This window comes from Sphingomonas sanguinis NBRC 13937, from assembly GCF_001591005.1.
Lineage (GTDB): Bacteria > Pseudomonadota > Alphaproteobacteria > Sphingomonadales > Sphingomonadaceae > Sphingomonas > Sphingomonas sanguinis.
This window is the reverse complement of record NZ_BCTY01000011.1, coordinates 59,020-81,399: the sequence shown is the minus strand read 5'-3', so window position 1 is coordinate 81,399 and position 22,380 is coordinate 59,020. Positions and strand designations below refer to the sequence as shown.

Here is a 22,380-nt window from a genome sequence, read left to right as displayed (position 1 = left end):
CCCCAGGTCGAACCCGTCGGTCAGTGCAAAGCCGATCAGCAGCACGCCCAGCAGCGCCCACCAGATCAGGCGTAACATCTCATAGTCGAACATGTCCTGGCCTCCTTCAGGCGGTGACGGGAATGGCGGCGGGGATCGGGCCGGGTGCGGGCTGGTCGTCCCGCTCCTCGGGGCCGTGCGCGATGGCGGCGAGGATCAGGCGGACCTCGATCACCGCCAGCACGCCGTAGAGCGCGGTGAAGCCCGCCAGCGTGGTCCACAGCGCCTCGCGCGACAGCGAGCTGGTCGCGAGGAAGGTCGGCAGCACGCCCTCGATCGCCCAGGGCTGTCGCCCCAGTTCGGCGACCAGCCAGCCCAGCTCGATCGCAACCCAGGGCAGCGGGATCGCCGCCACCGCGAGGCGGAGGAACCAGCGCGCGTCCATGTGCATCCTGAGCGAACACAGGATGAAGGCGGTGGCGAACAATGCGATCATCGCAAAGCCGATCGCCGCCATGATGCGGAAGCTCCAGAAGAGCAGGCCGACATGGGGGACCGTGTCCCATGCCGCCGCCTCGATCTGCTTCGCAGTCGCGGCGCGCGGGTCGACCATCTGCCGCTTGAGCAGCAGGGCATAGCCCAGGTCGCGCTTGTGCGCCTCGAACCGGGCACGCTGTGCGACGTCGTTCGGGTTCGCCTTCAGCCGCTGGACCGCGTCATAGGCGATCACGCCCGAGGTGATGCGTTCCTGCGCCTTCAGCACCAGTTCGGACATGCCCGCGACCGTGCCGTCCAGGCTGCGCGTCGCGATCAGGCCCAGGACCCAGGGAATCTCGACCTTGTAGCGCGTCTCGCGCGCCACCGTGTCGGGCAGGCCGAACAGGGTGAGGCCAGAGGGGCCGGGCTCGGTGTGCCAGACCGCCTCGATCGCGGCGAGCTTCATCTTCTGGTTGTCGGTCAGCGCATAGCCGCTCTCATCGCCCAGCACGACGACCGACAGCGAGGAGGCGAGGCCGAACGCCGCCGCCACCGTCATCGAGCGGCGCGCGATGGGCAGGAACCGTCCCTTCAGCAGCCAGAAGGCCGACACGCCCAGCACCACGACCGAGGCGCAGACATAGCCTGCGCTGACCGTGTGGACGAACTTGGCCTGCGCCACCGGGTTGAACAGCACCGCGCCGAAATCGGTGACCTCCATGCGCATCGTATCGGGGTTGAAGCTTGCCCCCACCGGGTTCTGCATCCAGCCATTGGCGACCAGAATCCACAGCGCGGACAGATTGGTGCCCAGCGCCGTCATGAAGGTGATGATCAGATGGCCGAGCTTCGACAGCCGGTCCCAGCCGAAGAACATCAGCCCGACGAACGTCGCCTCCAGGAAGAAGGCCATCAGCCCCTCGATCGCCAGCGGCGCGCCGAAGATGTCGCCGACATAATGCGAGAAATAGGACCAGTTGGTGCCGAACTGGAACTCCATGGTCAGGCCGGTGGCGACCCCCAGCACGAAGTTGATGCCGAAGATCTTGCCCCAGAAGCGCGTGGTCACGCGCCATTCCGGGCGATTGGTCATGACATAGACCGACTCCATGATGACCAGCATCATCGACAGGCCGAGTGTCAGCGGCACGAACAGGAAATGATACAGCGCGGTGGCCGCGAATTGCAGCCGCGACAGGTCGATGACCCCGGGGTCCATAGCATGTCTCCATTGAAGGAGCCGCCCCCCGGCCCCTTGCGTGTCGACTCGCTAGGCGCGGAGGCCTCCGTCGACATTGACCATGGTCAAAGACGGGGCGGCCGATGGGGGCGAGGGTCGGGCCATGACGACGATTGCCCATGCTCCGCTGGCCGCCAGATTGCGTAATCGCTGGTTGAACGACGCCGCCGGGCGTCGGGACGGCGCGTCGGGTCTGTTGCTGCTCGATACGCTGGCCGCCACCGGTTTCGCGGCGGGATTGGCGGGCGGCGTGACGGCGGTCGCGGGGCAGGGGGCAGTGTGGCCCTGGGCCATGCTTGCGCTGGCTATGGGCGGCTTGCGCGGGCTGTTCGCGACGCTGGCGTTGCGGCGCGGCGCGGCGCGGGCGGGCGAGGTCAAGCGGGCGCAGCGACGGCATGTCGTCGGCGCCACGCTCCACCGTGCGGCCGGTGCCCCGATCGATGGTGGCCTGCTGGCGACGCAAGCCGTGGACGCGGTCGAGGCGCTGGACGGCTATGTCGCCCGTTTCCTTCCGGCCCGCCGCGCCGCCGCCAGCGCGCCGATGCTGGTGCTGGCCGCGACGGCCTGCGCCAGCTGGGTGGCCGCGCTGATCTTGGCGGCGACGCTGCTGCCCTTCATCGCGGCGATGATCCTGGCGGGCGGCGCGGCGGCGGACGAGTCGCGGCGGCAGTTCGTCGCGCTGCACCGCCTGTCCGCGCGCTTCGCCGACCGGGTGCGGGCCTTGCCGGTCGTCCTGGCCTTCCGGGCTGAGGCGCGGGAGACCGAGGCGATCGGTGCGGCGGCGCAGGAGCTGGCCGACCGGACGATGCGCGTGCTGCGCGTCGCCTTCCTGTCCTCCGCCGCGCTGGAGTTCTTCGCGGCGCTGTCGGTGGCCCTGGTCGCGGTCTATTGCGGCTTTTCGCTGCTCGGCCTGCTGCCCTTTCCTGCACCGGAGGCGTTGACGCTGGGCCGCGCCTTCTTCGTGCTGGCGCTGGCCCCCGAATTCTACGCGCCGATGCGTCGCCTGGCGGCCGCCTATCACGACAAGCAGGCGGCTGAGACGGCGGCCGACACGCTGATCGCCATCGCCGATCCGGAGCGCGCCGAGCCTGTCGCGGCGGCCGCGCCGCTGAACCTGCGCGATGTGACGATCCATTATCCGGGCAGCGACGGGCCCGCCGTGTCGGACCTGTCGCTGCGGATCGAGCCCGGCGAGATGGTGGCCTTGCTGGGCCCGTCGGGCAGCGGCAAGACCAGCATCCTGCACCTGCTGCTCGGTCTCGCGCCGCTGACCGCCGGGAGCGTCGAGGCGGGCGGTGCACCGCTGACATCGCTCGCGGGACAGGCGAGCTGGGCGGGGCAGCATCCGCTGCTGATCGCGGGCACGATCCGCGAGAACCTGTTGCTGGCGCATCCGCGGGCCGATGACGTGGCGCTCCAACGCGCGGTGGTGTCCGCGGGGCTGGTGCCGATGCTTAGCCGTCGGCCGGGCGGACTGGACGCGGTGATCGATGCCCGCGGTAGTGGTCTGTCGGGGGGCGAGCGGCGGCGGATCGCGCTGGCCCGTGCGCTGCTGAAGCCCGCGCCGTTCCTGCTGCTCGACGAGCCGACCGCGCATCTCGACGCCGCTGCCGAGGCGGCGCTGATCGCCACCATCGCCGTCGCCGCCCGGGGGCGGACGACCCTGATCGCCACCCACAGCCCTGCGCTCGCGGCCATCGCGACGCGCGTCTTTCGTCTGGGAGCCGCCGCATGATGCTGCACGACCTGATCGCCGCCGAACACCAGCGGGAGCGTCGTCGCCTGCGCCGGGCGGGGCTGTGTGCCGCGCTGGTCGCCGCTGCATCGGTGTTGCTGCTCGCGCTGTCGGGCTGGTTCCTGACCGCCGCCGCGCTGGCCGGGGGAGCGGGGATCGTGGCGGCACAGGCGTTCAACTATATGCTGCCCTCCGCCGCGATCCGATTGCTGGCGATCCTGCGCACCGGGGCGCGCTATGGCGAACGGCTGGCGAGCCATGGCGCGGCGTTCGGCGCGCTCGCCCGGCTGCGCCCCGCCCTTTACCGCGCGATCACCGCCACACCGCCTTCGGTCGCGTTGAGCCTGGGACGGGGCGAGGCGACGGCGCGGCTGATCGGCGACGTCGATGCCGTGGAGTGGCGCTTCGTCCGCTTGTCGGGGCCATGGGGCATGGTCGCCGCGCTGGTGTCGGGGGCGGCGCTGACCTGGCTTGGCGGATGGTGGAGCATGGTCGCGACCCTGGCCTGTGCCGGGGGTGCTCTGGGCCTGGGCCGGGTCTGGGCCAAGCGATTGGAGCAGCCCGGCCGCGCGGTGCAGCAGGCGATGGGGGTGTTGCGCGAAGAGGTGGCGATGTGCGGCGGGGCGGCGGCCGAGTTGCGCTGCTTCGGTCTGGAGGATTGGGCGGTCGCGCGAATCGCGGCGGCGGGCGACCGTCTGGCCGACGTGCAGGCGCAGGCGGTAGCGGTCGCCGCACGGTTCGAGGGGCTGCATGCGATCAGCGTCGCGCTGGCGGCGTCGTCCGCTCTGCTCCTGTCGGCGGGGGCGGGGGCTCCGGTCGCGGCGCTCGCCGCGCTGGCGGCGGCGATGACGGTCGATGCGATCGCGCCGATGCTGCGCGCCATGACCGAGACGGGACGCCTCCGCGAGGCCGAGGTGCGACTGGACGCGGTGTTCGCAGCGGCGGAGACAGCCCGGCCCGCGACCGGAGCGCGCGGCGCGGCGATGCTGGTCATCGACGGCAACCTGTTCGCGCCGGGCAGCCGGGTCGCGCTGACCGGGCCATCGGGTTCCGGCAAGACGAGCCTGGTCGAGGGACTGCTGGGCCTGCGCGCGCTGTCGCCGGGACGGGTTCTGATCGACGGGCGGGACGCGGCGACGCTGGGGCCCGAGACGCTGCGCACGACCTTTGCCTGGGCGCCGCAGGATGCTGCGCTGATGGCGGGCACGGTGCGCGACAATCTGCGGCTGGCCGTGCCCGATGCGACCGAGGAGCGTCTCTGGGACGCGCTGCGCGACGCCGCGCTCGATGGAGTGGTGCGGGCCTTGCCGCAGGGACTCGACACCTGGCTGGGCGATGACGGCGCCCGACTGTCGGGCGGTGAGCGGCGGCGGCTGTCGCTGGCGCGCGCCTATCTGGGCGAAGCGCCCTGGCTGCTCCTCGACGAGCCGGGTGAGGGGCTGGACGCCGATGTCGCGGCCGAGATCGCCCGCCGCCTGGATGCGCGCTTGCGGCGCACCGGGCAGGGGCTGATCATGGTCAGCCACCGTCCGACCTTGTCCGCTTTGTGCGACCGGCATCACGCGGTGACGACCGGGCTCCGACGCTGCGTCGCCTGATCCGGATCAGACGGCCTGGCTGAACCGCTGCTCGTCCTCGCTCCGCCACGCATCGAACACGGCGGCAATACTGCGGGCATAGGGCAGCGCGTCGTCGGCCAGCCGCAACTGCCAGCCCTGCCATGCGATCAGCCCGACCTGCTCGAACCGATCGAGCCGCTCGCGGATCAGGTCTCGTTCGGGCAGGTTGTCGGTATCGGCGACGCCGCGACACAGGATGTCCGCGATCAGATTACCCCTTTGCTGGTCGAGGGGATCGCGGTGGAGCCCGCGTTCGGTCGCGAACCGACCGGCGCGGATCGACTCATGCCATTCGCCCGCCTTCTTGGCGTTCTGGAGCAGCCGGTCGGGAAAGGCGCTGATCGCGCTGGCGCCCAAGCCGAGCAGGATTTCAGCGGGGTCGTCGGTAAAGCCCTGGAAATTGCGTCGCAGTTCGCCTTTCGTTGCCGCCTGCGCCAGCGGATCGCCCGGCTTGGCGAAGTGGTCGAAGCCGACCGCGCGATAGCCTGCCGCCGTCAGCCAGTCATGGGCCAGCGCCGCCTGGGCGAAACGCTCGGCGGCCTTTGGCAGAGCCGTAGCATCGATCCGGCGCTGGCGCGGGATCAGGTGCGGGACATGCGCATAGCCGAACACCGCCAATCGCTCCGGCGCAAGCATCAGCGTCTGCTCCAAAGTCTGCTCCAACCGGCCCGCATCCTGCCCTGGCAGGCCATACATCAGATCGAAATTGATCGAGGCGACACCGGCGGCGCGCAGCCGCTCGACCGAGCGGACCACCTGTTCCTGCGGCTGGACCCGCCCGATCGCCGCCTGAAGGCCGGGGTCGAGGGTCTGGACGCCCAGGCTGACCCGCTCTACCCCGACCTCGCCGATGACGGCCGCCCAGTCCGCATCGAAGCCGCGCGGGTCGACCTCCAAGGATAGGACGGCATCGTCGCACGAGAAGGCTGTGCGGAGATGCGCGACGAGTGCCGCAAAGGCGGTGGGCGCGATGGCATTGGGGCTGCCGCCGCCAAAGGCGATCCGGCCGATCCGTCCCCGCCCCGCCAAGTGCCGGGCGAACAGCTCGATCTCGGCATGGAGGCGCGCCAGATAGGCATCGAGCCGCGCCGTCCGGTTCGCCGCGCCGGTGTTGCACCCGCAATACCAGCAAATCTCGCGGCAATAGGGGATGTGCAGATAGAGCGAGACGGGGGTATCGGCCCCGACCGCTTCGATCGCGGAAAGCATATCCCCATGCCCCACCTGATCGCCGAACTCGGCGGCGGTGGGATAGCTGGTATAGCGCGGCACGGGCCGGGCGAGCAGAGCGGGGTGATAGGGCCACATGCGACACGTTCTGCACCAGGGCCGTCGCCGGGCCTTTGATCGCCGTCAAAAGTAAGGGCGGACGCGCCCCATCACGCCGCCAGCGCGTAGCGCCGGCAATGGTCGAGATAGCCCGCCTCGTGCCGCCCCGAGAGCGACACGACGCTTTCCCACAGCCAGGACGGCGTATCGAGCGTACCACGCCGATCCGCGTCGAGCAGCGCCAGCCACTCGCCGCGCGTGGCCTTATCCATCTGACGCGCATGGGCGGCGCCCACGACGAAGGCCAGGTGACGGGCGGCGCGGATCGCTTCGCCCCGGCTGAACTGGTCGACCTCCAGTTTCAAATCCTGTGGGGTCAGCTCGCGGATGAAGAGCGAACGGCCCAGCATGGTGACCGGCATCATGCGCGATCCCAGATAGGGGGACAGGTGGCGCGCGGCGGTCACGACCCGCTCGGCATCGTCGGCCGGCATGTCCGCGCCCGGCGCGGCAGGCGCGATAGGGGCGGTCGCTTCCTTCAAGTCGACCAGCGCATAGGACCAGTTGCCCTTGCGCGTCTTCAACGCCACGATCGCGGCATAACGCAGCAGGCCCAGCGAACTGCATCCCTTCATCCAATAGGCGGCATCGACCAGCCGGACTTCGCGGTCCTGCGGCTTGCCCTTCAGCGACAGGACCATCGCGCCGACGCGGTCGTCCGCGAACAGAGTGTGCAGCGCGTCGCGTTCCTCGGGGGCCAGTTCCCAGAATTTCTTGCCCAGCGGAATGCGGGGCTCGACCGCATCCAGCCGCTCCTTGGCCAGATGACGCCAGCGGCGACCCAGCGCCTCGCGCTCGACGCTGCGCACGATATCCGACTCCACACCGGGATCGCCGTCCGCCGGATCGCGCATAGCGGTCGCATAGCCGTCGACCATCTCCTCCATCATGCGCATCGTGACCACGCCCGGCAGGTCGGACCCACGCGCCGCCGTGGCCAGCGACAGGCCCAGCCGGATCAGGTCATGCGCCGGATTGCCGATCACCGCCTGATCGAGGTCGCGAATCTGGATGTCGACCGAACCGTCACCATTGGCGACCGGACCCAGATTGCCGAGATGGCAATCGCCGCAAATCCAGACGGGGGGTCCTTCGGGCACTCTCCGCGCCACCTCAGACCCTGCCAGCCACTCATAGAATTTGGCGGTATTGCCGCGAACATAGGTGTGAACGGATCGCGCCATCTTCAAATTGCGCTTGGCCGCGAGAATGGATGGACGGTCGGCGGTCTGGGGCATGCGGTGTCGGAACCTCGAAGGATAGGGTCGTCAAAACGCGGAGCGGTCGGAAAAGTAACAAAACATTGCTGAGTGATGGCGAACCCGATGCGGTTGCCTCTGCGGCTCGGGCCCTGAGCACCTTGCCCAAGCTCGATCGACGGCACGACCGGCGCTCATAAAGCGCCTCATTAAAATAGATTGTTAATAAGGAGATGGGATAGCTGTCGTCATTCTCCCAGCTGCGATCGGCTCCCCTTGATCTTCTCCCTGCTGCCCTATTCCCCCTACCTTCTGGCGGTTGCCATCGGCATCTGCCTGACCTCCGGCTGGTTGGTCGCGCTGCTCACCGCAGAGGTGCGCCATACCCGCACTAGCTCGATCGGCTGGCGCGACGGAGGGCTGGCGCTGGCCGCAGGACTGGGCGTGTGGTCGACTCATTTCAGTGCGATGACCGCCTATCGCCCGGACTTGATCCTGACCTATGCACCGTACCGCACGGCGATCTCTGCGGCGGTGGGCGTGCTGCTGGTTGGGCTTCCCATCGCCGCGCTTGCCAGGGTGGAGCAGCAGAGCAGGCAGGTCGCTCTGGCCGTGACGGCCGGTTTCGGCATCTGGTGCATGCATGCCGTCGGCCTGTCGGCGCTGGTCGATTGCGGTCACGCATTCTCCATTGCAACGAACCTGATCGGCGCGCTGATCGGGACGGCGATCCTCGTCGGCTGGCAAGTCCGTCGCGCTCCCCTCTTTCCGCGGCTGGCCACTGGCATGTCCTTTGTGGGCGCGGTGTGCGCCGTCCATTTCATCAGCCTGGCCGGGGACATGGTGACCGCGCGGCTGGCTGTCGTACACGGCAGCGCCATGTCGCCCGGCCTGGTCGCGGCCTGCACGGCCTTTGCCGTCTCGATCGCCTGCCTGGGCGGCGTCCTGTCCGCCTCGCAGGCACGGTTGCGACGCGAACGCGAGGCGCAGACGCTCAAGGCGGTGATCGAGAGCATGTCGGACGGCCTGGTCTTCATCGACAAGGCGGGGCGGCTTCGCCAATATAACCGGCGTTTCCTGGCCCAATTCGATACGCCGCCGGAAGCGCTCCGGACCGGCGTGACGATCGACACGTTTCTGGACACCATTGCGCGATACCGGAACTGGCATCCCGACAAGCGCGCCCTTGTCGGCCAGGCCATGAAATCCTGGGTTTATACCGGTGGGTCGTTCGACCGCGAGTGCGAAATGGAGGACGGCCGCACCTATGTCATGCAGTGCCGCCCGGTGATCGAGCAGGGGGTCGTCCTGACCTTCAACGACGTGACGGCCGAGCGGCAGGCCAGCCGGAAGCTGAGCCATCATGCGCATCACGATGCCCTGACCGACCTCGGCAATCGCCGGGCGCTTCACGAGCGCACATCGGCCATGATCGGCAGGGCGGAGACGTTCAGTCTGCTGCTCATCGATCTCGACGAGTTCAAGCAGGTCAACGACACGTTCGGCCACGGCATCGGCGATAAGCTGCTGGTCCATTGCGCGGCGGTGCTTCGTGGGTTGGTCGGGCCGGATAGCTTCGTCGCGCGCATGGGCGGCGACGAAATGGCGATCGTCATGGCTTTGCCGATCGACCAGGCCACCGCCTTTGCTCAGACGGTCGTGACCCGTATGGCGGAAGCCGTCACCATCGACGGCTATCGCCTGCTTCCCGGGTGCAGCATCGGCGTGGCGGAATGGGTGGCGGGGCTGTCGGGCGAGGAGCTTATGCGACGCGCCGACCTGGCGCTCTACGATGCCAAGCGGGCGGGTCGCCGCCGTGCCCATCGGTATGAGCATGGTATGACCGAGGCGCTTCTCCAGCGGCAGGAGATCGTCGAAGGCCTTCGTGACGCGGTGAGGGACGGCGGCTTCCACCTGGCGTTTCAGCCGATCTCCGATCTCGCGTCCGGCGTGACCTGCGGTTACGAGGCGCTGCTGCGTTGGCAGCATCCCGTCCGGGGCTGGATCGCGCCCGACGTCTTCATTCCCATCGCCGAGGAGGCAGGCCTGATCGAGGAGATCGGACGGTGGGTGATCGCCGAGGCATGTCGACACATGGTGGATTGGTCGCCGCATCTGTATGTGGCGGTCAACGTGTCGGCCGCACAGCTGGCATCGGACGCGTTGCTCGACCATCTCGCCCAGGCCGTCCTGGTCAATGGCCTGGCCCCCGAGCGGCTGGAGATCGAAATTACCGAAACGGCGCTGATCCAGGACCCGGTAACGGTTGCAGGCCGGTTGGAGCGTATCCGCAAGCTGGGCTTCAAGGTCGCCCTGGATGACTTCGGAACCGGGCAGTCATCGCTCTCGCATCTTCGCGACCTGTGTTTCGACCGGATCAAGATCGATCGCAGCTTCGTGCTGCGTGCGGCGAGCGATCCGCGGTCGATGGCGGTCCTGCGGGCGACGGTGGCGTTGGGCGGCGAGCTGGGCGTCATCACCCATGCCGAGGGCGTCGAAACCTCCGAACAGCTCGCCTTGTGTCGACAAATCGGCTGCGATGCTGCGCAGGGTTACCATATCGGTCGCCCGCTCATCCCGCTGGTGGAGATGGGCACGCTGCACCAGGTCCATGCCGGGAAGGTGGCGTGACGTGCGGATCGGCGGCGGAAAGCGTGCCGCTGAGGACTGTGCAACCCGGTTATAGGCTCTGAAATTCAGGTGCAGCGAAACTGAAATTCCGTTAACCACCTCTTTTAACTGTCGAATTTAGACAGTGGTTTAACATATGTATATAGGTCGCCCGGTCTGGAGGACCGATGCGCTTTCTAACTTGCCTTACGGAAAATCATGATCTGCGACTGGTGGCGCTCGCTGCGCTATTCTGCCTGACGGGCTCTGCGATCAAGGTAAGGCTGCTTCAGCGGCTGCGTACCGCAGACCCCGGTACGCATCTGGCCTGGGGTTTCATGGGGGGCGTATCGACCGGCGCGACGATCTGGTGCACGCATTTCATTGCTATGATGGCTTATCAGCCGGGTGTGGCCGTGGCCTATGACCCGCTGCTGACCGCCCTTTCGCTCGTCATTGCCATGATCGGCAGTTCCATCGCCCTGACCATTGCGGTCCGTCGTCAGCCATTCGCGCCGCTGGCGGGAGGATTGTTGTTCGGCTTGGCGGTCACCGCCATGCACTATACCGGCATGATGGCTTTTGCGGCCAAAGGGTTGGTCGAATGGTCGCCCGCCTATGTGGCAGCGTCGATTGTGTTTGCCCTTGTCTTCGGCGCGCTGGCCTTCACCCGCGCTTTGTCGACCGGCCAGCGGGGTAGCCCATGGCCTGCAACCGCGCTTGTGATGACAAGCATCGTCCTGCTTCATTTCACAGGCATGGCGGCTCTGGCCGTTTTTCCCACCGCGGCGGAACATGGCCAGACCGACAGCCAGAGCGCGACGATCATCATGGCGTGCGCAGTCGCGGCAGTCGGCATGCTCGTGCTCGGCACTGGTTTCGCCACCTATGTCCTAGACGTGTCTGCCAATGTCGCCTGGCGCCGCCGCATGGCCCAGGTGATGGAGGGCAGCGTCGATGCGATGATCATCGAAAGCAATGGCGTGATCGTCGCGGCGAACGGCGCATTTACGCAGCTTTTGGGCATCGACGAGGGTGTGGTGGGCCAGTCCCTGCAACGCTGGGTTTCGGACATTGGATCGGTCGAGCCCGGTACCCTCGCGCAGCGTAGTCTGGAGGTGGCCGACGGCTCCACCATGCCTGTGGAGATCGCCCTTCGCGTCGATACCGACGACAAAAAGTCGTACATGATCTATGCTCTTCGTGACGTGCGTCAGCGGCTGGCGCAGGAACGACGCATCGCGCATTTGGCACGAAACGACAGTCTGACAGGACTGCCCAATCGGACGTCTTTCCTGGAATGGTCCCATCGCCAGGCGGCGCCAGACGGACCTGGGCGCCGCCTGGCATTGCTGTCGATCGACCTCGACCGCTTCAAGGAGGTCAACGACACGCATGGCCATGCCGCCGGCGATCATTTGCTGTCGACCATCGGCCTGCGGATGAAGGAATTGGCACAGCCCGGCGAGTTTCTGGCGCGCCTGGGCGGGGACGAATTCGTCGCTTTGATCGGCATCGAGGATCATGACGATGCGATCGACCTGATCGATCGCCTGCGGTGCGCCATTACGACGCCGGTCGCTTATGACCACTCGACGCTGAGCTGCGGCATGAGTGTGGGTGTCGCGCTGTGGCCGCAGGATGCCGATGAGATTTCGGCGCTGATCAACAACGCCGATCTTGCCATGTACCGCGCGAAATCCAGCATCACGACCGACTTTTGCTTTTATGAAGAGGAAATGGATCAAACGGTCCGCGCCCGTCGTCGGATCGCGACCGAACTGCGCGACGCACTGGATCACGATCAGTTTGCTATCCACTGGCAGGTCCAGGCATCGGTCGAGACGGGCGAGATCACCGGTTATGAGGCGCTGCTGCGCTGGACGAAGCCCGATGGCACGAACGTTTCGCCGTTTGAGTTCATCACGATTGCCGAACAGACCGGCTTGATCGTCCCGATTGGCGAGTGGGTCCTGCGGCGAGCCTGCCAGGAAGCGGCGACTTGGCCCATGCCGTGGAAGATTGCGGTGAACCTCTCACCCGTCCAGCTTGGTCATGTCGATCTGCCTCGGCTGGTCCATCAGATCCTGATCGAAACCGGCCTGGCCCCCGCCCGACTGGAACTGGAAATCACGGAATCCGCGATGATCACGGACCCCGAGCGCACGACGCATGTGTTGCGTCAGCTAAAGTCGCTGGGCGTGTCGATCGCCATGGACGATTTTGGAACCGGCTACTCATCGCTCTCGACGCTACGGTCGTTTCCGTTCGACAAAATCAAACTCGACCGCTCGTTCATGACCGAACTGGACGTGGCGCCGCAGTCGGCCGCGATCATTCGAGCGGTGCTTGCACTGGGCGAAAGCCTATCCATCCCCGTCCTTGCCGAGGGCGTGGAGACGCGTTCGCAGCTCGAATTCCTGCGAGCGGAAGGGTGCAACGAAGCGCAGGGATATCTGCTGGGGAGGCCTGGGTTGATGCAGCCCAACGAGAGTGTCGCGCTCCCGCAATCCACTTCGCACGCGGCATAAGGACATCGACATTCACGGCTGCCTTCCGTGGTGCAAGTTGTTCCACGGTCGGTCAGATCTTACCGATGCCTAACCGGCTCACACGGTCGGAACCGCCGCGCCATAAATCTGGCAATCGGCGCGTTTGGTTCCCGTCAGACTTCCGTCGTTCCGCAGCGAATAGCTGGTCCGTTCGCGGACATTGAAGGCCAGGACGCGCCTGATCGTCAGGTTGCCGAGTGCGGCGGTGACCAAGCTGACCGGGGCGATGGGCTGATAATCATAGATGACCTCGACCACCATCACCGCCGTACCGCCCGTGGCGGCAATCTGCTTCCCCGGCGTGCCCACACCGTCCATGGTCGAAGCGCCTTCGACCGCGCCATGATCGGCGTTCGTGGTGTCGTCCAGATTGGTGATCGGGCCACCGGCCTCGTTCTTGGGCGCGCCGAGCGAGGACGAAGCCGCCAGGGCGCCGGCGCAGCGCTGCCAGCGGAACCATTGACGATAGCCATTGGGGTTGCCGGCGGATACCGGGCCCTGGCCCCCCGAGCCCGTGGTCGTGGTGCGCTGCTCGAGATCGGACAGAATGATCCGCCCCCTGGCCGCAAAAGAGAGCGGCTCCCCCATCTTCATGGCGCCGATCATAATCTCCGTGACATCGGCCTCGTCCATCGTGGTCCGAATCCGACCCGCATTATCCGCCACCGCCATCGCGATCTGCGAAACGCGCAAATTGGCCAGCACGTAATTGCCGACCTCCACGCCGCCCAGACCCAGGAGCAGGATCATGGGCGCGGCGAGCGCGAACTCGATCATCGCCACGCCGCGCCCATCGACCGCCGCACCGGCAAACCGTTCCGCAAGGCGCTTCATCCGCATTGGATCACCGGCTCCGCCTGCGAGGCATAGGGCTGGTTCTTCAACATCGTGGTCGCGGTCAGCGTCGTTACCGGGCTCCATCCCATCAACCGGCTCATGGGAATGATCTCGGGATAGGTCACGGTCGCGGTGTAGAGCACCACGTCATCCGAACCGCCGGTGCCCGCACGTGCGCCATCGGCGTCCCAGACGCCATTTCCGTTGATGTCCCGGAAACAATCCCCGGCGTTGTACTGCCCCAGCGGCTGCGTGTCGGTGGTGATGGGCTCGGGCTTGGCGACCTGCTGGAATTTGCCATAGCTGGTGGGCACGACGACGACGTCGGCGTCCCGGGAGATTGCCTTGACGCTCTCGCCGACCATGGCCGTCAATTGCGCCGCCGTCGTACCCGTCCCGATCGTGACCCGCCGGGCTGCGCGATCCAGGGCATCCTGCACCTGCGTGGCGACATATTGGCGATAGCCCAGGTCGAACAGGCCGCCCATGATCGCGATGGCGGGGAGCGCGATCAGGGCGAACTCCACCACCGTGGCGCCGCAACGGTCGCCACCGATACGGCGCAGCGCGTCCTTATGGCTCGGCCTCATTGGGTCAGTCTCAACGCGCCGATATTTTTCCCGATTTCGATAAAGCGCGCCATCAACTCTGCTTGGTTCGACGAGGTGGAGGCCTGGCTGGGCGTGCTCGCGCAATTGGTCAGCGACGAGTCGAGCGTGGTGGCGAAGCCGATCACCCAGATCGAATATCCCATGGACTTGGCCCGCGAGCACAACAGGTTGAAACGCTGCTTGTGGCGGGCAAGCTGGTCGTTCTCATCCGAATATTGTCCGCCGGGCGTGACTCGTGCGTCGAGCTTTTCCACGCCGTAGGAAGAATAGAGGCTTGCGTAGCCGGTGTCGAACAGCCCATCCGTCATGAAGATGATGTACTTCTTGACGGGCATCATGTTGTACGTTTCCGGGTTGTTGCTACCGAAGATGCCACCCGAAGATGCCCAGCGGGCACCCCACATCATTCCATTATCGTGATAGGTGCCGCCATCGGGATTAAGGGTGTTGAGATACTTGTTCAGGTCGTCCCTGGACCATCCCTGCATCGATGCGGCCGCAGACGGGCAAGCAAATTGTGGCTTGAAGGGGTCGTTGCTGTACGTTCGCGCAGGATAACTGGTGTACTCAACCTCCGGCCAATAGGGTTTCCACTTGGTTTCCGTGTTGTTCGGTATCAGGTCGATGTTGAGATCGGTGGCGCCGCTCGCAATGGCCGTATCGTTGGACCCCATGCGTACCGTCTGCCGCTCTTCGATGCACCCCGCCCAAGTGACGTTTCTGGTGGTGGTTTGGACCGGCGTAATGCCTCTGTCATCGGCTGTACCGATCAGGTTGGCCACATCGACGCGCGCGCCGGACACATATTGCGAGGTGTCGAACGTCCGCGGATGATATTGGAAGTAGGTGCAAAGACCGCTTCGGGAGTTGTAGCTGCCATAGCGGTTGGAGCAACTTCGGGAACTCATGCTTTCGGTCACGACTTGTCGCGATTGATAGGTCCAGGGACCTGACAGCATGTAATTGGGATTGGCGGCACGGATCGCTGCACCGATATTGACCGCGCTGGCATAGGGAACGACGCCGTAGCGAAGGCGCATGCCCGAAGCGGTCAGTTGCTTCTGAATCGGTTCCAGTTGATCGTACAGCGCCAGCACGGCCGAACGCAGCGCTTCGATCTTGGTCTGGGAGTCGCTGGACGTCGCCTTGTCCCGCATCGAGCCGGTCGTATCCAGCACGAAGACGATATCGGTGTTCACGAAATCCTGGGACGCATTGCAGCTGACGCTGACCGGCAGCTCGACAAAGCCGAATATCCGCATCACCGACGTCGGAACCGTGGTGGCGGCATTGATGACGACGGTTGTCTTGGAGTCCGTGGTGCTGGTTATGGAAGGCGTGAACGGCTTCGATCCGTACATGCCCTGCTGAAAGTTGAAATTGAAGAATTTGGCGGCCTCGGCCCTCACGCCGTCGTCGACGGTGCCGTTGGTCATTGCGCGTCGCCCCGCCAGAACCGCCGCGTCGCACGCGATCTGCATCTGCTTGCGCGTCACATATTCGGTGCCGAGATCGATGGCCGACCCGATGAGCGCGACGAGTGGAATGAGGAAAAACGCCCATAGCATCATGACATTGCCGCGCCGATCGGCGGTAAGTCCGGCCAGGACACCTGACTCCGTGGAACGTGATGGCCACCGCAGTCGGGGCAAACCACAAGACGGAAATCGGCAGTTCATCCGGCGGCCGTATCGGCATAACGTAAAGGGTAGGTTTACAAAGGCGGGGGCGATCTTGACGAGCGGCCTGTGGGGCAGGGCGGCGTACGCTCGATAACCCTGCGGGTATCGTTTGGATATGAAGTTGGTGTTGGACGGACCGCGCCGTCCCCGACATGCTTGCCACCACAACGGCGACAGCTGCGGACCAGTCGCAACGACCGAATGCGATATCCTGTGGAGAGGAAGCGTATGATGGGTATCACGCCACTCGATGGTGTTCGGCATGCCGACCTTTTCAGGAGCGTCGGGCAGGATCGATTCCGGTCCAAGTGGCGCCTGGGGCGATCCCAAGGACCTGCTGTCCCACATCCCTTCTCGGCAGGCCCGATGCGGGTTTTCTTTGGCTCGGAGCGTCATCGGCCGGCTGCTGGCCGCACCTACGCCATAATGAACGCCTGAACGCAGAGCCATTCGGCACCGCGCCGTCCCACATCTCAACGATCATGATGGAGAGCGAAATGACATCCCTGCTCGACGCCGCGCATCTCGACGGCCGGTTCTTCGACGGACACTGGATCGAGGGCGGCCAAGGCTATGACGTCCTCGAACCGGCGACTGGCGCGGTATTGGCGCGGGCCGCCTCGGTCGATGCCGCCACGGTCACCAAAACGGCGACGGCGGCTCGCGCCGCGCAGCAGGGCTGGGCCGCGGCGACGGCGGATGTCCGGGCGGGCGTCTTCGTCCAGGCGGCGGCGCTGGCGCGGGCGCATGCCGAGGAGATCGTGACCTGGACCATGCGGGAAAGCGGCTCCGTGCGCGCCAAGGCGGAGTTCGAGCTGGCGATCACGATCAAGGCGATCGAGCTGGCGGCGGCGATGCCGCATCAGGCGCAGGGGCTGGTCCTGCCCAGCGAGCCGGGGCGGCTGAGCCTGGCGCGCCGTCGTCCGCTCGGCGTGGTCGGGGTGATCGCGCCGTTCAACTTCCCACTCTATCTGGCGATGCGCGCGGTGGCGCCGGCGCTGGCGGTGGGCAATGCGGTGATGCTCAAGCCCGACCCGCGCACCGCGATCTGCGGCGGTCTGGTGATCGCGCGTCTGTTCGAGCTGGCGGGGCTGCCCGCTGGTGTCCTGTCCGTGCTGCCCGGCGGCGGCGAGGCGGGCGCGGCACTCTGCGCGGACCCGAATGTCGCGATGATCCAGTTCACCGGCTCGACCGGGGCGGGCCGAAAGGTCGGCGAGGCAGCGAGCCGTCACCTCAAGAAGGTCTCGTTGGAATTGGGTGGCAAGAACACCCTGATCGTGCTGGACGATGCCGATCTCGACCTCGCGACGCGCAACGCCGCCTGGGGGGCATGGCTGCATCAGGGGCAGATCTGCATGACGGCGGGGCGCATCCTGGTGCATCGTGCGATCTTCGACGCCTTTGCTACCCGACTGGCCGAGAAGGCGAAGGCGCTGCCGGTGGGCGATCCGATGTCGGGCACGGTCGCGATCGGCCCGCTGATCAGCCAGCCGCAACTCGACCATGCGGTCGATATCGTCGAACGCAGCGTCGCCGCCGGCGCGCGCCTTCTGGCGGGCGGCAAGGCCGAAGGACTATGCCTCGCCCCGACCGTGCTGGAAGGGGTGAAGCCGGGCATGGCGGCGTTCGAGGAGGAGATTTTCGGCCCCGTCGCGGTGCTGGTGCCGTTCGATACGGATGACGAGGCGGTCGCGCTCGCCAACGACACCGAATATGGCCTGTCGGCGGCGGTGATCTCGAAGGATGTCGGCCGTGCCATGGCGCTGGGCGAGCGGCTGCGCGCGGGCCTGCTCCACATCAACGACCAGACGGTGAACGACGAGGTGGTCAATCCCTTTGGCGGCGTGGGTGCCTCGGGCAACGGCTCCGCGATCGGCGGCCCGGCCAATTGGGAGGAGTTCACCCATTGGCAGTGGGTGACGGTGAAGGGCGTTGCACCCGCCTATCCCTTCTAAGCACCCTTCCAACCACACAACATGATGCAGGAGACGATAATGACTGAGATGCGCAGCATCACCACCGCCGTGGTTCGCGACCAGGGGGCACCCTTTGCGATCGAGGAGGCGAAGATCGCGTCACCGCAAGGGGGCGAGGTGCTCGTGCGGATCGTGGCGGTGGGGGTGTGCCACACCGACATCATCGTGCGCGACCAATATTACCCTGTGCCGCTGCCCGCCGTCCTCGGCCATGAAGGCGCGGGCGTGGTCGAGGCGGTGGGGCCGGGCGTGACCGCTGTCGAGCCGGGCGACCATGTCGTGCTCAGCTTCGCGTCGTGCGGCGTCTGCGGTCCGTGCCTGACCGGCCATCCGGCACATTGCGGCGACTTCTTCGCGCTGAACTTCGGCGGCGGGCGCAAGGACGGCTCGACGGCCACCTGCGATGCGCATGGCGGCGTGCTGCACGATCACTTCTTCGGCCAGTCCTCGTTCGGCAGCTTTGCGATGGCGCATGAGCGCAACATCGTGAAGGTGGCCAAGGATGCGCCGCTCGAGCTGCTCGGGCCGCTCGGTTGCGGTATCCAGACCGGGGCAGGGGCCGTGCTGCGCGCGCTGAAGGTGCCGTCGGGGGCGAGCTTCGCCGCCTTCGGTTCGGGTGCGGTCGGCCTTAGCGCGATCATGGCCGCGCGCGTCGCGGGCGCGACCACGATCATCGCGGTCGACGTGACGCCCAGTCGGCTCGATCTCGCGAAGCAACTGGGCGCCACGCATGTCGTCAACAGCCGCGAGACCGATGCGGTGGAGGCGATCCGCGAGATCACCGGCGGCGGCGCGGACTTCACGCTGGAGAGCAGCGGCCGGCCCGAGGTGCTGCGCCAGGCGATCGACGCGCTGACCATCCTGGGCACCTGCGGCATCGTTGGCGCGCCCAAGCTGGGCACCGAGGCGAGCTTCGACGTGAACATGGTGATGGTGCCAGGCAAGCGCATCATGGGCATCGTCGAGGGCGACGTCGTGCCGCAGGTCTTCATCCCCGAGCTGATCGCGCTCCACGCCCAGGGGCGCTTCCCCTTCGACCGGCTGGTGAAATTCTACGATTTCGCCGATATCAACCAGGCGGTCGCGGACAGCGAGAGCGGCGTGACGATCAAGCCCATTCTGCGGCTGCCCGCCTGACGGGAAGCGGGGCGGGGGACGCCGTGCCCCCGCCCGTTTCGGGTGTCAGACCCGCTCGATCATCAGGGCAATACCCTGGCCCACGCCGATGCACATGAAGGCCAGCGCGTAGCGCCCTTGCGTCCGGTGCAGTTCCTCGACGGCGGTCATGACGATCCGCGCGCCCGACATCCCCAGCGGATGCCCCAGTGCGATAGCCCCGCCGTTGCGGTTCACGCGGGGATCGTCCTGCGCGAGCCCCAGGTCGCGCAGAGTCGCGATCGCCTGGCTGGCAAAGGCCTCGTTGAGTTCGATCACATCGAGATCGTCGATCGCGATGCCGGTCAGGCGGCACAGCTTGCGCGCCGCTTCGATGGGACCGGCGCCCATGATGCGCGGCGCGATCCCGGCGGCGGCCATGCCCAGAATGCGTGCGCGGGGCGTCAGGCCGTGTCGCCCCGCCGCCGCTTCGGATGCGACGATCATCGCGGCTGCCCCGTCATTCAGGCCGGAGGCGTTGCCCGCCGTCACGGTGCCATCGGCGCGGACGACAGGTTTCAGCTTGGCGAGCACCTCAAGGCTGGTCGCGCGCGGATGTTCGTCCTGCGTGACGACGCGCGGCTCGCCCTTTTTCTGGGGGATGGTGACCGGGACGATCTCGGCCGCCATCCGGCCGCTGGCGATGGCGGCGGCGGCCTTTTGCTGGCTGGCCAGCGCAAACCGGTCCTGATCCTCGCGCGAGATACGCCATTGATCGGCGACGTTCTCGCCCGTCTGCGGCATCGTGTCGACGCCATAGGCCGCCTTCATCGCCGGGTTGACGAAGCGCCAGCCGAGCGTGGTGTCCTCGATCTTCTGTGCGCGGTCGAAGGCGGAAGTGGCCTTGCCCATGACATAGGGCGCGCGGGTCATGCTCTCGACGCCGCCTGCGATGATCAGCTCGGCATCGCCCGAGCGGATCGCCTGCGCCGCGCAGCCGACCGAGTTGAGGCCCGATCCGCACAGCCGGTTGACCGTGGTGCCGGGCACCGCCTCGGGCAGTCCCGCCAGCAATACGGCCATGCGCGCGACGTTGCGATTGTCCTCGCCCGCCTGGTTGGCGCATCCGAGGATGCTGTCGTCGACCGCGCTCCAGTCGACGCCGGGGTTACGCTCGACCAGGGCGCGGATCGGCACGGCGGCGAGATCGTCGGCGCGGATATCGGCCAGCGCGCCGTTCAGCCGCCCGATCGGGGTCCGAACGGCGTCGCAGATAAAAGCGGCGGTCATGAGGTCAACTCCGATGGTTCAGGATAGCGTCGGCCAGCGCATCGGGCGCTTCGAGCGGCGCGAGATGGGCGGCGGGAAGGGCGATATGCCGCGCGCCGGGAATGGCCGAGACCAGATGCTCGCCATGGCCGACATAGGGCGTCGAGCTGTCGCGCTCGCCCGAGATCACCAGCGTCGGACAGGCGATCCCGCCCAGCCGGTCGGACAGCGCCATGTCGCGGATCGCGGCGGCGCATCCGGCATAGCCCTCGGCCCGCATGGTGAGCAGCCCGCGACGGATCGTCGCCGCATGGCCGGGCCGCTCGTCAATGAAGGCAGGGGAGAGGAACCGCGACATGGCCAGATCGACGATCCCCGCCATGCCGTCGCGGCGCACCGTATCGACGCGCGTGGTCCATGCGGCACGGTCCATCGTGGCGGAGGTGCAGATCGGTATCAGGCCCGTCAACCGCTCCGGCATGTCCAGCGCCATCTGCATCGCGATCATGCCGCCCAGCGAGACGCCAGCGACCTGGGCGCTATCCCATCCGGCCGCGTCCATCACCGCCGCGACGTCACGGGCCAATCCGGCCAGGCTATAGTCGCCCGGCGGCGCGTCCGACGCGCCATGTCCGCGCGTGTCGATCCTCAGCACCGCGACATGTTCGCGTAGCAGCGGCAGGACCGGGCTCCACAGGTCCATGTCGGTGCCGATCGAATTGAGCAGTACTAGGCGCGGCTGGTCGGTTTCGCCCTCGACCTTCCAATAGATACTGGCCCCGTCGGATGTGACGAACGGCATCAGGCGACGCCTTCCAGCATATCCGTCGCGAACGGTGCCCCGGTCTTCGCCCGAACCTCGTCCAGCGTGACGCCGGGCGCCAGTTCGACCAGCCGCAGCCCCGGCTTGTCGCAGGCTATGACGCACAGGTCCGTGACGATCAGGTCGACACAGGCCTTGCCGGTCAGCGGCAGCGTGCAGTCGGGCAGGATCTTCGGGCTGCCGGTCTTGCTGGCATGGTCCATCACCACGACGATGCGCTTGACGCCCGCGACCAGGTCCATCGCGCCGCCCATGCCCTTCACCATCTTGCCCGGGATGGTCCAGTTGGCGATGTCGCCGCCCGCCGACACTTCCATCGCGCCCAGAACCGCCATGTCGATATGGCCGCCCCGGATCATCGCGAAGCTGTCGGCACTGGAGAAGAAACTGGAGGTCGGCAGCGTCGTGACCGTCTGCTTGCCTGCATTGATCAGGTCCGGGTCGGCCTCGCCTTCATAAGGAAAGGGGCCGATGCCCAGCAGTCCGTTTTCGGACTGGAGCGTCACGTCGATCCCGGCCGGAACATGGTTGGCGACCAGGGTCGGGATGCCGATCCCGAGGTTGACGTAGAAACCGTCCTGAAGCTCGCGGGCGGCGCGGGCCGCCATCTCGTCACGGGTCCAGCTCATGCCACATCCTCCCGCGCGCGGGTCGTCAGTTTCTCGATACGCTTCTCGTTGATCGTGCTCAGCACGATGCGATCGACATAGATGCCCGGCGTATGGATGGCGTCGGGGTCGAGCGCGCCCGCCTCGACGATCTCCTCCACCTCGACCACCGTCACCTTGCCGGCGGTCGCCATGTTCGGGTTGAAGTTGCGTGCGGTCTTGCGGAACATCAGATTGCCCGCCGGATCGGCCTTCCACGCCTTGATGATCGACAGGTCGGCGCGCAGCCAGGTCTCGCGGACATAGTCCTGCCCCTCGAAGGTCTCGACCGGCTTGCCCTCGGCCACGACCGTGCCGACGCCGGTCTTCGTATAGAAGGCCGGGATGCCCGCACCCCCGGCGCGGATGCGCTCGGCGAGCGTGCCTTGCGGGTTCAGTTCCAGTTCGAGCTCGCCCGACAGATATTGCTGCTCGAACAGCTTGTTCTCGCCGACATAGGACGAGATCATCTTGGCGACCTGGCGGCTTTCCAGCAGCATCCACAGGCCGAAGCCGTCTGCGCCGGCATTGTTGGAGATGACGGTCAGCCCCTTCACCCCGCTCGCGCGCACTTCCGGGATCAGGCTTTCGGGATTGCCCGACAGGCCGAACCCGCCCGACATGATCGTCATCCCGTCGAACAACAGCCCGTCCAGCGCCGCGGCGGGCGAGGGGTAAATCTTGCTCTTCATATCGCTCC

16 protein-coding genes are annotated in these 22,380 nt (G+C 66.7%); 6 read left to right on the top strand and 10 right to left on the bottom strand.

Annotated elements, in window-relative coordinates:
* Positions 1 to 106: 106 nt before the first annotated feature.
* Entirely contained in the window at positions 107 to 1,675 is a 1,569-nt protein-coding gene (locus SSA01S_RS07455) for a cytochrome ubiquinol oxidase subunit I (RefSeq protein WP_061779877.1), read from the bottom strand.
* Between the two features lie 124 nt (positions 1,676 to 1,799).
* Here SSA01S_RS07455 and cydD point away from each other — a divergent pair, with 124 nt between their 5' ends.
* Together cydD and SSA01S_RS07445 are read left to right on the top strand one after the other, a co-directional pair.
* A complete protein-coding gene (cydD, locus tag SSA01S_RS07450; RefSeq protein ID WP_061779886.1) occupies positions 1,800 to 3,431 on the top strand; it encodes a thiol reductant ABC exporter subunit CydD in 1,632 nt (543 codons plus the stop codon).
* Positions 3,428 to 5,029: an amino acid ABC transporter ATP-binding/permease protein gene (locus tag SSA01S_RS07445; RefSeq protein WP_061779876.1), complete on the top strand. Its 1,602-nt coding sequence runs from the start codon at positions 3,428 to 3,430 to the stop codon at positions 5,027 to 5,029. The genes cydD and SSA01S_RS07445 overlap by 4 nt, the downstream gene beginning before the upstream one ends.
* 6 nt (positions 5,030 to 5,035) lie before the next feature.
* On the opposite strand, the gene hemN is transcribed toward SSA01S_RS07445, so the two are convergent.
* Together hemN and SSA01S_RS07435 are read right to left on the bottom strand one after the other, a co-directional pair.
* Positions 5,036 to 6,358, bottom strand: a complete 1,323-nt coding sequence (hemN, locus tag SSA01S_RS07440) for an oxygen-independent coproporphyrinogen III oxidase (RefSeq protein WP_061779875.1) — start codon at positions 6,356 to 6,358, stop codon at positions 5,036 to 5,038.
* A 71-nt stretch (positions 6,359 to 6,429) separates the two neighbouring features.
* The gene (locus SSA01S_RS07435) at positions 6,430 to 7,617 is read right to left on the bottom strand and encodes a DUF2252 family protein (protein WP_061779874.1); all 1,188 of its coding nucleotides are present in this window, start codon (positions 7,615 to 7,617) and stop codon (positions 6,430 to 6,432) included.
* A gap of 237 nt (positions 7,618 to 7,854) precedes the next feature.
* On the opposite strand from SSA01S_RS07435, the gene SSA01S_RS07430 reads away from it, so the two are divergent.
* Positions 7,855 to 10,209 carry a bifunctional diguanylate cyclase/phosphodiesterase gene (locus SSA01S_RS07430; RefSeq protein ID WP_061779873.1) on the top strand — a complete coding sequence of 785 codons (2,355 nt, stop codon included), beginning with the start codon at positions 7,855 to 7,857 and terminating at the stop codon, positions 10,207 to 10,209.
* Positions 10,210 to 10,421: 212 nt separating this feature from the next.
* The gene (locus SSA01S_RS07425) at positions 10,422 to 12,719 is read left to right on the top strand and encodes a bifunctional diguanylate cyclase/phosphodiesterase (protein ID WP_244885611.1); all 2,298 of its coding nucleotides are present in this window, start codon (positions 10,422 to 10,424) and stop codon (positions 12,717 to 12,719) included.
* A 78-nt stretch (positions 12,720 to 12,797) separates the two neighbouring features.
* Here SSA01S_RS07425 and SSA01S_RS07420 read toward each other — a convergent pair whose 3' ends face one another.
* Genes SSA01S_RS07420 through SSA01S_RS07410 form a run of 3 tightly spaced genes read right to left on the bottom strand, consistent with a single transcriptional unit; the run spans position 12,798 to position 16,266 of the window.
* Positions 12,798 to 13,574, bottom strand: coding sequence for a TadE/TadG family type IV pilus assembly protein (locus SSA01S_RS07420; protein WP_082794987.1), 777 nt, complete (start codon positions 13,572 to 13,574; stop codon positions 12,798 to 12,800).
* A complete protein-coding gene (locus tag SSA01S_RS07415) occupies positions 13,571 to 14,167 on the bottom strand; it encodes a TadE/TadG family type IV pilus assembly protein (protein WP_061779870.1) in 597 nt (198 codons plus the stop codon). Before SSA01S_RS07415 ends, SSA01S_RS07420 begins: the two co-directional genes overlap by 4 nt.
* A complete protein-coding gene (locus SSA01S_RS07410; protein WP_244885609.1) occupies positions 14,164 to 16,266 on the bottom strand; it encodes a TadE/TadG family protein in 2,103 nt (700 codons plus the stop codon). The genes SSA01S_RS07415 and SSA01S_RS07410 overlap by 4 nt, the downstream gene beginning before the upstream one ends.
* Positions 16,267 to 16,367: 101 nt before the next feature.
* Here SSA01S_RS07410 and SSA01S_RS07405 point away from each other — a divergent pair, with 101 nt between their 5' ends.
* Both SSA01S_RS07405 and SSA01S_RS07400 read left to right on the top strand, forming a co-directional pair.
* Complete coding sequence (locus SSA01S_RS07405; RefSeq protein ID WP_217996049.1) at positions 16,368 to 17,825, top strand: benzaldehyde dehydrogenase; 1,458 nt, start codon at positions 16,368 to 16,370, stop codon at positions 17,823 to 17,825.
* Positions 17,826 to 17,864: 39 nt separating this feature from the next.
* Positions 17,865 to 18,983 carry an NAD(P)-dependent alcohol dehydrogenase gene (locus SSA01S_RS07400; protein WP_156477702.1) on the top strand — a complete coding sequence of 373 codons (1,119 nt, stop codon included), beginning with the start codon at positions 17,865 to 17,867 and terminating at the stop codon, positions 18,981 to 18,983.
* Positions 18,984 to 19,028: 45 nt separating this feature from the next.
* Here SSA01S_RS07400 and pcaF read toward each other — a convergent pair whose 3' ends face one another.
* The 4 genes from pcaF to SSA01S_RS07380 are packed head-to-tail and all read right to left on the bottom strand — an operon-like array spanning position 19,029 to position 22,372.
* A complete protein-coding gene (gene pcaF, locus SSA01S_RS07395) occupies positions 19,029 to 20,231 on the bottom strand; it encodes a 3-oxoadipyl-CoA thiolase (RefSeq protein WP_061779868.1) in 1,203 nt (400 codons plus the stop codon).
* A gap of 4 nt (positions 20,232 to 20,235) precedes the next feature.
* Complete coding sequence (pcaD, locus tag SSA01S_RS07390) at positions 20,236 to 21,012, bottom strand: 3-oxoadipate enol-lactonase (protein ID WP_061779867.1); 777 nt, start codon at positions 21,010 to 21,012, stop codon at positions 20,236 to 20,238.
* Positions 21,012 to 21,662: a 3-oxoacid CoA-transferase subunit B gene (locus SSA01S_RS07385; RefSeq protein ID WP_061779866.1), complete on the bottom strand. Its 651-nt coding sequence runs from the start codon at positions 21,660 to 21,662 to the stop codon at positions 21,012 to 21,014. The genes pcaD and SSA01S_RS07385 overlap by 1 nt, the downstream gene beginning before the upstream one ends.
* Positions 21,659 to 22,372: a CoA transferase subunit A gene (locus SSA01S_RS07380; RefSeq protein WP_061779865.1), complete on the bottom strand. Its 714-nt coding sequence runs from the start codon at positions 22,370 to 22,372 to the stop codon at positions 21,659 to 21,661. Before SSA01S_RS07380 ends, SSA01S_RS07385 begins: the two co-directional genes overlap by 4 nt.
* Positions 22,373 to 22,380 lie beyond the last annotated feature (8 nt).

Coding starts and splice junctions, on each gene's coding strand:
- pcaD (WP_061779867.1), bottom strand. CDS start 21,012: ATGCCGTTCGTCACATCCGACGGGGCCAGTATCTATTGGAAGGTCGAG.
- pcaF (WP_061779868.1), bottom strand. CDS start 20,231: ATGACCGCCGCTTTTATCTGCGACGCCGTTCGGACCCCGATCGGGCGG.
- SSA01S_RS07445 (WP_061779876.1), top strand. CDS start 3,428: ATGATGCTGCACGACCTGATCGCCGCCGAACACCAGCGGGAGCGTCGT.
- SSA01S_RS07380 (WP_061779865.1), bottom strand. CDS start 22,372: ATGAAGAGCAAGATTTACCCCTCGCCCGCCGCGGCGCTGGACGGGCTG.
- hemN (WP_061779875.1), bottom strand. CDS start 6,358: ATGTGGCCCTATCACCCCGCTCTGCTCGCCCGGCCCGTGCCGCGCTAT.
- SSA01S_RS07420 (WP_082794987.1), bottom strand. CDS start 13,574: ATGAAGCGCCTTGCGGAACGGTTTGCCGGTGCGGCGGTCGATGGGCGC.
- SSA01S_RS07415 (WP_061779870.1), bottom strand. CDS start 14,167: ATGAGGCCGAGCCATAAGGACGCGCTGCGCCGTATCGGTGGCGACCGT.
- SSA01S_RS07400 (WP_156477702.1), top strand. CDS start 17,865: ATGACTGAGATGCGCAGCATCACCACCGCCGTGGTTCGCGACCAGGGG.
- SSA01S_RS07435 (WP_061779874.1), bottom strand. CDS start 7,617: ATGCCCCAGACCGCCGACCGTCCATCCATTCTCGCGGCCAAGCGCAAT.
- SSA01S_RS07410 (WP_244885609.1), bottom strand. CDS start 16,266: ATGACGCTCCGAGCCAAAGAAAACCCGCATCGGGCCTGCCGAGAAGGG.
- SSA01S_RS07385 (WP_061779866.1), bottom strand. CDS start 21,662: ATGAGCTGGACCCGTGACGAGATGGCGGCCCGCGCCGCCCGCGAGCTT.
- cydD (WP_061779886.1), top strand. CDS start 1,800: ATGACGACGATTGCCCATGCTCCGCTGGCCGCCAGATTGCGTAATCGC.
- SSA01S_RS07455 (WP_061779877.1), bottom strand. CDS start 1,675: ATGGACCCCGGGGTCATCGACCTGTCGCGGCTGCAATTCGCGGCCACC.
- SSA01S_RS07405 (WP_217996049.1), top strand. CDS start 16,368: ATGACATCCCTGCTCGACGCCGCGCATCTCGACGGCCGGTTCTTCGAC.